Source organism: Micromonospora sp. C95 (assembly GCF_018070465.1).
Taxonomy (GTDB): domain Bacteria; phylum Actinomycetota; class Actinomycetes; order Mycobacteriales; family Micromonosporaceae; genus Micromonospora.
This window is the reverse complement of sequence record NZ_JAGPXT010000030.1, coordinates 56,461-65,925: the sequence shown is the minus strand read 5'-3', so window position 1 is coordinate 65,925 and position 9,465 is coordinate 56,461. Positions and strand designations below refer to the sequence as shown.

Below are 9,465 nucleotides of genomic sequence, written 5' to 3'. Positions count from 1 at the left end.
ACCCCACCCCCAGCGTCGATCATGAAGTTGTTGTCACTCCGCCCCGGCGTGGCGCGACAACAACTTCATGATCAACGCGGTGGGGGCAAGTGCGACACGCCGAGTGGGCGATAGCGGCGGTGTCGGATGGCGGCAGCGGCGATGATGACGCTGTGGGGGAGGCGCTAGGAGACGACGTGGCGGTGGGCCGGAGCCCGGCCGGCAGCCCGGCGCGTCCGGAGGTGTCGGTGACCGCGGCGGCCGGACGGGCGGGCAGCCCGGGCGGGGCTGGTGCGGCGCGGGCCGGTGGCACGGCGGGCGGCGACGCCGAGGGGCCGTGGCGTGGGCTGGACGCGGTGGGGTGGCTGGCGGCGCTGCGGGGCCTGCTGTCCCGGCCGCTGGCCTCCTACCACCTGCTGTTGGCCAGCGCCGGGCTGCTGCTGCTGATCGGGCTGACCATGGTCTTCTCGGCCACCAGCGTGCGGGACTACGCCCAGGACGGCAACGCCTCGGCATCGCTGACCAAGCAGGCGATCTTCGCGGTGATCGGCATCGTGGCGTTCTGGGCCTGCCAGCGCCTTCCGGCGCGCACCTACCGGGCCCTGGGCCGACCGACCCTGGCGGTCGCGGTGGGGCTGCTGATCCTGCTGAACCTGCTGGTGGCGTACGGGCGGCTGACCGACGGCGACGCGAAGATCGGCCCGCTGGAGGCCGAGCTGCTCTGGCTGTACGTCGGCGAGGTCAGCCTGCAACCCTCGGAGCTGGCGAAGTTCGCGCTGGTGTTGTGGGGTGCGCACGTGCTCGCTCGCAAGGGTGCGGCGCTGGGCTGGTGGCGGGAGTTGGCCACGCCGCTGTTCCCGGTGGTGGGGCTGCTCTTCGTGCTGGTCGGCTACAACGACCTGGGCAGCATGCTCTGCCTGCTGGCCCTGGTGGTGGGGCTGCTCTGGGCGGCCGGGGTGCGGCTGCGGGTCTTCGCCGCGCTCAGCGCGATCGGGCTGCTCGGCATCGGCCTGCTGGTCGCGGTGGCCTCGCTCGGTGCCGGTTCCGGCGTACGGGGTGAGGAGAACTACCGGCTGGCCCGGCTCACCGTCTTCTTCAACCCGCCGCCGCTGGACGCCTGCAAGGAGCAGCTCTGTTACCAGATGGTCCAGGCCCGGTACGCCATCGCCAACGGCGGTTGGTTCGGCACCGGGCTGGGCCAGGGCCGGACCAAGTGGGCCTGGCTGCCGGCCGCGGAGAACGACTTCATCTTCGCGGTGATCGCCGAAGAGCTTGGGGTGGTCGGCTGCGCCGTGATCGTCACCCTGTTCGCCGTGCTCGGTTACACCGGCCTGCGCATCGCCCGCCGGGTCGACGACCCGTTCCGGCGACTGGCCGCCGCCGGCGCCACCGCCTGGCTCGTCGGGCAGGCGTTCATCAACATCGGCGGCGTGATCGGGCTGCTGCCACTGACCGGCGTACCGCTGCCCTTCATCTCCGACGGCGGCAGCGCCCTGGTGGTCACCCTCGCGGCGGTCGGCATGCTGGCCTCGTTCGCCCGCGCGGAACCGGATGCGGCCCGGGCCCTGCATGCCCGTCCGCCGGCCCGGTGGGTCCGACTAGTGTGGGCACCGTTGCCGCCGCTTCCCGGCCGGCGGCGCCGTTCGGCGCCGCCGTCGACCGCCCGGGGCGCCGTGCCCCAGGCGCGCAAGCGGCGCAGGGACGACCAGGCCGCATCGCGTGGCGCCCGGGACAGCCGGGGCCGCAGCGGGTCGGCGAACGAGAGGAGACGTTGATGGGTCCGCTGCGTTCGGTGGTGCTCGCAGGAGGTGGCACCGGGGGGCACATCTACCCGTTGCTCGCCTTCGCCGACTGCCTGCGCCGGCACGACCCCGGCGTCCGGATAACCTGCCTCGGCACACCGAAGGGCCTGGAGAACGAGCTGATCCCGCCGGCCGGGTACGACCTGCGGAACATCCCGGCCTACCAGCTGCCCCGCTCGATCAACATGAACCTGGTCCGTACCCCGGGCCGGATGTGGACCGCGGCCCGCGCGGCCGGCAAGGTCATCGACGAGGTACGCGCCGACGTGGTGGTCGGCTTCGGTGGGTACGTCTCGGTGCCGGCCTACCTGGCCGCCTGGCGGCGGGAACTGCCCATCGTGATCCATGAGGTGAACGTGCCGCCGGGGGTGGCCAACCGGTTGGGCATGAAGTTCACCAAGCACGTCGCCGTCGGCTTCCCGCACCAGCCGGCGCAGGCGGAGTCGCTGCGCGACGCCCGGGTGGTCGGCGTGCCGCTGCGGCGCAGCATCGCCGGACTGGACCGGGCGGCGATGCGGAACGCCGCGCGCGCCCACTTCGGGCTCCGCCCCGACCTGCCGGTGCTCTTCGTCGCCGGTGGCTCGCAGGGTGCCCGGTCGATCAACCTCGCGGTTTCCGGGGCGGCCAAGGAACTGGCCCGCAACGGCGTCCAGGTGCTGCACGTGATCGGTGCCCGCAACGAGCCGGTGTCGGTCCCGACCGACCTGCCGGTGCCGTACGTGACGCTGCCATACCTGTCCGACATGGACGCCGGGTACGCGGCGGCGGACCTGATGCTGGGCCGGGGTGGGGCGATGACCTGCGCCGAGGTCGCCGCGATCGGGCTGCCCACCATCTACGTGCCCTATCCGCACAGCAACCAGGAGCAGAAGCGCAACGCGCTGCCGGTGGTCGAGGCCGGCGGTGGCCTGCTCGTCGACGACGCCGAGGTGACGCCGGACTGGCTCGAACGTACGGTGATCCCGCTGATCCGTGACCCGCAGCGGCTGCACACGATGGGTACCGCCGCGGCGGCCTACGGCCGACGCGACGGCGACGAGGCACTGCTCAACTTCGTCTACGAGGCGGTGGCCCGGTGACCCCGCAGTCGCGAACGAAAGGTTGGTCCCGATGACCACGTTCAGCCCGGCGGGCACGCTGACCGCCGAGGATCTTGGCCACATCCACCTGATCGGCGTGGGTGGCGTCGGGATGAGCGGGCTGGCCCGGCTCTTCCTGACCCGGGGCCTGCCGGTCTCCGGCAGCGAACTGCGGGAGTGGCCGTCGCTGGCCGGCCTGCGGGCGCTCGGCGGGACGATCCACATGACCCACGAGACGGCCAATCTCGACGGGGTGGACACGGTCGTGTACTCCTCGGCGATCCCCGCGGACCACCTGGAGATGGTCGAGGCACGCCGCCGGGGGCTGCGGGTGCTGCACCGCTCGGAGGCCCTCGCGGCCGCGATGACCGGCCGCCGCACCGTGGCCGTCGCCGGTACCCACGGCAAGACCACCACCACCTCGATGGTCACCATGGTGCTCCAGCAGGCCGGCGTCGATCCGTCCTTCGTGATCGGTGGAGAGATCTCCGAGGTCGGCTCGGGCGCGCACCACGGCACCGGCGAGTACTTCGTGGTCGAGGCCGACGAGAGCGACCGCTCCTTCCTCATCTACCGTCCGTTCGTCTCGATCGTCACGAACGTCGAGGCGGACCACCTGAACACCTACGGCGATCTGGCCAACCTGGAGGCCACCTTCGCCGAGTTCGCCCGGCTCACCGATCCGGCCGGCTTCGTCATCACCTGCGCCGACGATGCGGGTGGTCGGCGGCTGGCGGCGACGCTGCGGGCCGAGGGGCGTCGGGTGTACACCTACGGGGAGGCCGAGGACGCCGACCTGCGACTGACCGAGATGGCCTCCTCGGCGCGAGGGGTGCGCTACCTCGCCCACATCGACGGTCGTCCGCTCGGCGAGTTCCGGCTGCCGGTGCCGGGCCGGCACATGGGGCTCAACAGTGCCTCGGCGGTGCTGGCCGCGTACCTGCTGGAGTTGCCGTTGCCGGCGGCGGAGGCCGCGCTGGCGGCCTTTCCGGGCGTGCGCCGCCGCTTCGAGCGCAAGGGTGACGTCGACGGGGTGCTGGTCTACGACGAGTACGCCTACCACCCGACCTCGATGACGCTCGCCCTGCGGACGTTGCGCGAGGTGGCCGGTGACGGCCGGCTGATCGTCGTCTTCCAGCCCTACCGGCTCTACCGCACCCGGCAGTTGCAGGCGGAGATCGCCGAGGCGCTGGCGATCGCCGACGAGCTGGTGCTGCTGGAGGTCTTCGGGCCGGGCGAGGAGCGTGGCCCCGGCGAGGGCTCGGCGGCGCTCGTCGAGGCGGTGTCGCTACCGGCGGAGCGGAAGGTCTTCGTCGACACGTGGGAGGCGGCACCGGCCGAGGTGGCCCGTCGGGCCCGGCCCGGCGACGTGGTGGTGACGATGGGTGCCCCACCGATCTCGCTGATGGGTGACCAGCTGCTCGTCGCGTTGGTGGGGCGTACCGCGTCGGCGCTGACCGGTACCGTCGCCGGCGGGGTGGCCGGCGGGTCGACGAGCATCGGGGGCAGCGTGCCCGGAGCCGTCGGCGTGGACGGCGCGGCGCCCGTCGCGGAATGAGTCCCGGTCCGGCCCGCGGGCGCGGCACCGGTGTGGACGGTGGCGCGGGGCGTCGCCCGGTGCGCCGGTGGCAGCTGGTACGCGCCGGCCGCGACGCGGTGCCCGCCTCGACCCGGCGGTTCATGGCCCGGGCCCGGCGTCGCCGGATGCGCGCGGCGCTGCCCTGGGCGGTGGCGGCCGGCGTGGTCGCGGTGGCCGGGCTGGTGGCGTGGACGCTGCTGGGCACCGGCCTGTTCGGGGTACGCGAGGTGCGGGTGGAGGGCGCCGAGCTGGTGACGGCGGTGCAGGTGCGGGACGCGGCGGGGGTGCCGGACGGTGCCCCGCTGGCCCGGGTGGACCTGGCCGGGTTGGCCGGTCGGATCGGTGCCCTGCCGCCGGTGGAGCGGGTCACCGTCACCCGGGACTGGCCGGACGCGTTGGTGGTACGGCTGACCGAGCGCACGGGTGTGGCGGTGGTGCCGAGCGGGGAGCGGTTCGCGGTGGTCGACGCCGCCGGGGTGGTGTTCCGGACGGTTCCGCAGCGCCCGGACGGCCTGCCACTGGTACGGCTGGCCACGCCTGGTCCGGACGACCCGGACACCCGGGCCGGGCTCGACGTGCTCGGCGTGCTCACTCCGGAGCTGCTCGACCAGCTCGTCGAGATCAGGGTCGAGGGGTTGGCCCGGATCAGCCTGCGGCTGCACGACGACCGGACGGTGTTCTGGGGCGACGCGACCCGTGGCGCGGACAAGGCGCGGGTGGCCACCGCGCTGCTCGACCAGGACGCGGCCCGGATCGACGTGAGCGCGCCGGACGTGGTCACCTTCCGGTGAGCCACCGGTCAGTGGTGAGCAGTCTCGCTACCCCGGCGACACGCCGGAGCGGTCCTTGGCTCATCGCTCGGCTGCGCTTACGTTGCCCCGAAGGGGATCAGTGGTTGACATAACTCTAACCCTCTAGTAGAGGGTGAGGGTTTACCTCTCGACCTCGGTGGTGGTAGCTGCGTCGACCGTCGGTCCGGCCAGGCCGTAGCCGGTCGGGGAGTAGCCAATCTCGAAGGGAAAGGACCGGAGATGACACCTCCGCACAACTACCTGGCGGTCATCAAGGTCGTCGGCATCGGGGGCGGCGGCGTCAACGCCGTCAACCGGATGATCGAGGTTGGGCTCAAGGGCGTCGAGTTCATCGCGATCAACACGGACGCGCAGGCGCTGCTGATGAGCGACGCCGACGTCAAGCTCGACGTCGGCCGCGAGCTGACCCGGGGGCTGGGCGCCGGTGCGAATCCGGACGTCGGCAAGAACGCCGCCGAGGACCACCGCGACGAGATCGAGGAGGTCCTCAAGGGAGCCGACATGGTCTTCGTCACCTGCGGTGAGGGCGGCGGCACCGGCACCGGTGGCGCGCCCGTGGTGGCGAACATCGCCCGCAAGCTCGGCGCGCTGACCATCGGTGTGGTCACCCGCCCCTTCTCCTTCGAGGGCAAGCGCCGCCAGGTGCAGGCCGAGGCCGGCATCGACGAGCTGCGTAACCAGTGCGACACCCTGATCGTCATTCCCAACGACCGGCTGCTGGCGCTGGGCGACCGCAACATCAGCATGATGGACGCGTTCCGCACGGCCGACCAGGTGCTGCTCTCCGGTGTCCAGGGCATCACCGACCTGATCACCACGCCGGGCCTGATCAACCTGGACTTCGCCGACGTCAAGAGCGTGATGAGCGGCGCGGGCAGTGCGCTGATGGGCATCGGTAGCGCCCGGGGCGAGAACCGAGCGGTCGAGGCCGCCGAGGCCGCCATCTCCAGCCCGCTGCTGGAGCAGAGCATGGACGGTGCCCGTGGGGTGCTGCTCTCCATCGCCGGTGGTTCCGATCTCGGTCTGTTCGAGATCAACGACGCGGCCCAGCTGGTCACCGACGCGGCGCATCCGGACGCCAACATCATCTTCGGCGCGGTCATCGACGACGCGCTCGGCGACGAGGTGCGGGTCACCGTGATCGCGGCGGGCTTCGACGGCGGCACACCGGCGTACAAGGCCGCTGAGCCGGCCCGCAAGACCAACCAGAACCAGCCCGCCCAGCCGAGCACGCCGATCCTGCCGTCGCCGGCCGCGCCGGCCGCGCCGCAGTCTCCGCGTCGGGTGCTCTTCGACGATGTGGACGTGCCCGACTTCCTCAAGAACGGGTCCTGAACACCGCCGATGACCGACAGTCAAGCCCCGGCGAGAGCCGATCGGCGCGCGGAGCTCGCCGCCGGACTGGCCCGGGTACGCTCCCGCATCGCCGACGCCTGCGCCGCCGTGGGCCGCGACCGGGCGGAAGTGACCATGATCGCGGTGACCAAGACCTACCCGGCATCCGATGTGGTGACACTGGTCGGCCTCGGCGTGACCGACGTGGGGGAGAACCGTGACCAGGAGGCGGCGGCCAAGGCGGCTCAGGTCGCCGCCGCCGGGGTCGCCCCGCGTTGGCACTTCGTCGGCCGGTTGCAGCGCAACAAGGTCAAGTCGGTGCTGCGGTACGCGGACGTGGTCCAGTCGGTCGACAGCGTGCGCTTGGCGTCCGCGTTGGACGCCGGCGTCACCGCCATCGGCCGGGACCGGCCGTTGGACGTGCTGGTGCAGGTCAGCATCGACGGAGATGCGGTGCGGGGCGGTGCCGTGCCGGACTCGGCCGATCCCGATGTCGGTCTCGGCGCGGTCACCGAGGCGGTCGCCGGCGCCGACGGGCTGCGGCTGGCTGGCCTGATGGCGGTGGCACCGCTGGGCTGGGAGCCGGAGCGCGCCTTCGCCCGGCTGGCGACGGTCGCGGCGCTGGTGCGGGCGGACCATCCGCAGGCGACGGAGCTGTCCGCCGGCATGAGTGGCGACCTGGAGGCGGCGATCGGTCACGGTGCGACACATGTCCGCGTCGGCAGCGCGTTGCTCGGAATGCGTCCCACGCTGCGGTAGCCTGGCCGCGAGGGAAGCAAATTACATCAGTGTTGTTTGTGGGAACGGCCTTCCCGGCGACCGGGGGCGTGACGTGCAACGCGAATTGCGCGTCGGGGGATTGCCGTTCCGGTCCGGTGGGCAGGGATGGTCCACTCGCGACAGGCGACACGGCGGGGGCGTGTGCCGCACGGCGGACGGGAAGGGCGCGGGGATGGGTGCACTGCGCAAGGCGGGGGTCTGGCTCGGACTGGTCGAAGAGGACGACGAGCGGGCCTACGACGACGGTGGCTACGACAAGGGTGGCTACCGGGAGTCGCGCTACCGGCAGAGCCGGTACGCCGAGGAGTTCGCCGAGGAGGAGGACGAGCCGGATGAGCCGCCGGCACCTCGGCCACGGCTGGGTGAGCGTGGCCGGCTGAGCGAGCGGTCGGCTCGGTTGACCGAGGCCGAGCGGCTGGAGGCCGAGCGCCCGGAGCGGGCCGAGCGCTCAAGCGTCCGGTCGATAACCCGGTCCAGTGAGCCGTCCGGCGCGCTGACCTACCACACCCGCGACAACCTCGCGCTTGCCCCGCAGGTGCAGCCGCGTGAGCGTGCGCTGGTGCCGGAGGAGGAGCAGCGTTACCAGATCACCACGCTGCACCCGACCACCTACCGCGAGGCGCGCACGATCGGCGAGCACTTCCGCGACGGGGTACCTGTGATCATCAACCTCACCGAGATGGACGAGGCGGATGCCCGCCGTCTGGTGGACTTCGCCGCCGGGTTGGCCTTCGGGCTGCGCGGTACGATCGAGCGCGTGACCAACCGGGTGTTCCTGCTCTCACCGGCCAATGTCCAGGTCACCGCGGAGGACAAGGCCAAGATCGCTGAGGGCGGGTTCTTCAGCCTGAGTTGACCCGCCCGACCCGAGGGACGCCGCCTGCCGTGTTGTCGATCTTGCTACAGGTCCTCTACCTGACCACGTATGTCTTCCTGATCGTTCTTCTGGCCCGTTTCGTACTGAGCGCGGTGTTGCAGTACGGCCGCCGCTGGCAGCCCGGTCGAGGAGCGTCAGCCGGACTGGAATCCGTGTGGAGCGTCACTGATCCCCCGCTCCGGGCGTTGAGGCGTGTGATCCCTCCGCTGCGAATTGGTACCGTGAGCATCGACCTGGCCTCCCTTGTGCTCCTGGTTATCCTGTTCGTGCTGATGAGGTTTGTGTTAGAGCCGGCGATCATCAGGACCGCCTGATGACCGACGCGCTATCGCGGCCGCAACTGACCCGAGGAGTTTCGATGCCGCTGACCCCGGCCGACGTCCACAACGTCGCCTTCAAGAAGCCGCCGATCGGCAAGCGGGGCTACGACGAGGAGGAGGTCGACGCCTTCCTGGACGAGGTCGAGCGCGAACTCGCCCGTCTGATCGAGGAGAACAACGAACTGCGCGCCCAGGTGGAGCGCGGTGGGCGGGGCGGTGCCCCGGCCGGCCCCGGTGGCGACGGCCGCCTGGCGGCCGAGCTGAACGACGTCAAGGCCCAGCTCGACCGGGTGCAGCGCGACAAGGCCGCCGCCGAGCAGGCCGCCCGCGCCATGCAGGCCGAGCTGGAGCAGGTCCGCGCGGTCGGCGTCGGTGGCGCAGTGGCCGGCCCGGACGGCGAGCAGCAGGCGCTGCGGGTGCTCATGATGGCCCAGCGCACCGCCGACGACCACGTCTCCGACGCTCGCCGCGAGGCCGACCAGCTGCTCTCCGAGGCCCGGTCCAAGGCCGAGGAGGTCACCCGCGAGGCTCGTGCCAAGGCCGACGCGCTGGAGCGCGACGCCCGGCAGCGGCACCAGGAGGCCATGGGCGGCCTGGACGCCAAGCGCACCGCGTTGCAGAAGCACATCGAGGAGCTCAAGCAGTTCGAGCGGGAGTACCGCACCCGGCTCAAGGCGTACCTGGAGAGCCAGCTGCGTGACCTCGACGGTCGTGGTCAGGGCCTGGAGGCCGAGATGACCCGTGGTGAGGGTGCCCGGGCCGCCGGCAACGGGCTGGCTGCGGCCGGTCTCGCCGGGTCATACGGTGGGGGCCGCTCCGGCGCGCTCGAGGCCGGTCGCTGAACCGGGTCGGTGACTGCCGCCAGCGCGGCGATCACCCGCCCTGCCTCATCGGTACGACAC

The 9,465-nt window shown here is 72.0% G+C and carries 9 protein-coding genes; all 9 read left to right on the top strand.

The genetic code is table 11. The features are described 5' to 3' along the window. Nucleotides 1-344: 344 nt before the first annotated feature. Nucleotides 345-1,754: a putative peptidoglycan glycosyltransferase FtsW gene (locus KBX00_RS25140; RefSeq protein ID WP_210830534.1), complete on the top strand. Its 1,410-nt coding sequence runs from the start codon at nucleotides 345-347 to the stop codon at nucleotides 1,752-1,754. Continuing rightward, entirely contained in the window at nucleotides 1,754-2,860 is a 1,107-nt protein-coding gene (murG, locus tag KBX00_RS25135; protein ID WP_210830527.1) for an undecaprenyldiphospho-muramoylpentapeptide beta-N-acetylglucosaminyltransferase, read from the top strand. The genes KBX00_RS25140 and murG overlap by 1 nt, the downstream gene beginning before the upstream one ends. Before the next feature lie 31 nt (nucleotides 2,861-2,891). Beyond that, nucleotides 2,892-4,418, top strand: coding sequence for a UDP-N-acetylmuramate--L-alanine ligase (gene murC / locus KBX00_RS25130; protein WP_210830526.1), 1,527 nt, complete (start codon nucleotides 2,892-2,894; stop codon nucleotides 4,416-4,418). Nucleotides 4,419-4,450: 32 nt separating this feature from the next. Beyond that, complete coding sequence (locus tag KBX00_RS25125) at nucleotides 4,451-5,230, top strand: FtsQ-type POTRA domain-containing protein (RefSeq protein ID WP_210830533.1); 780 nt, start codon at nucleotides 4,451-4,453, stop codon at nucleotides 5,228-5,230. Nucleotides 5,231-5,470: 240 nt separating this feature from the next. Then, nucleotides 5,471-6,586, top strand: a complete 1,116-nt coding sequence (gene ftsZ / locus KBX00_RS25120; protein ID WP_093401143.1) for a cell division protein FtsZ — start codon at nucleotides 5,471-5,473, stop codon at nucleotides 6,584-6,586. A gap of 9 nt (nucleotides 6,587-6,595) precedes the next feature. Beyond that, a complete protein-coding gene (locus KBX00_RS25115; RefSeq protein ID WP_210830525.1) occupies nucleotides 6,596-7,345 on the top strand; it encodes a YggS family pyridoxal phosphate-dependent enzyme in 750 nt (249 codons plus the stop codon). Between the two features lie 193 nt (nucleotides 7,346-7,538). Beyond that, a complete protein-coding gene (locus tag KBX00_RS25110; RefSeq protein ID WP_210830524.1) occupies nucleotides 7,539-8,222 on the top strand; it encodes a cell division protein SepF in 684 nt (227 codons plus the stop codon). Nucleotides 8,223-8,251: 29 nt separating this feature from the next. Continuing rightward, the gene (locus KBX00_RS25105; RefSeq protein WP_093401140.1) at nucleotides 8,252-8,557 is read left to right on the top strand and encodes a YggT family protein; all 306 of its coding nucleotides are present in this window, start codon (nucleotides 8,252-8,254) and stop codon (nucleotides 8,555-8,557) included. Nucleotides 8,558-8,601: 44 nt separating this feature from the next. After that, nucleotides 8,602-9,405, top strand: coding sequence for a DivIVA domain-containing protein (locus tag KBX00_RS25100; protein ID WP_210830523.1), 804 nt, complete (start codon nucleotides 8,602-8,604; stop codon nucleotides 9,403-9,405). Nucleotides 9,406-9,465: the final 60 nt, after the last annotated feature.

What these genes read in the sequence shown, in the direction of transcription:
- KBX00_RS25110 (WP_210830524.1), top strand. Translation starts at nt 7,539, where the DNA reads ATGGGTGCACTGCGCAAGGCGGGGGTCTGGCTCGGACTGGTCGAAGAG.
- KBX00_RS25100 (WP_210830523.1), top strand. Translation starts at nt 8,602, where the DNA reads ATGCCGCTGACCCCGGCCGACGTCCACAACGTCGCCTTCAAGAAGCCG.
- ftsZ (WP_093401143.1), top strand. Translation starts at nt 5,471, where the DNA reads ATGACACCTCCGCACAACTACCTGGCGGTCATCAAGGTCGTCGGCATC.
- murC (WP_210830526.1), top strand. Translation starts at nt 2,892, where the DNA reads ATGACCACGTTCAGCCCGGCGGGCACGCTGACCGCCGAGGATCTTGGC.
- KBX00_RS25115 (WP_210830525.1), top strand. Translation starts at nt 6,596, where the DNA reads ATGACCGACAGTCAAGCCCCGGCGAGAGCCGATCGGCGCGCGGAGCTC.
- murG (WP_210830527.1), top strand. Translation starts at nt 1,754, where the DNA reads ATGGGTCCGCTGCGTTCGGTGGTGCTCGCAGGAGGTGGCACCGGGGGG.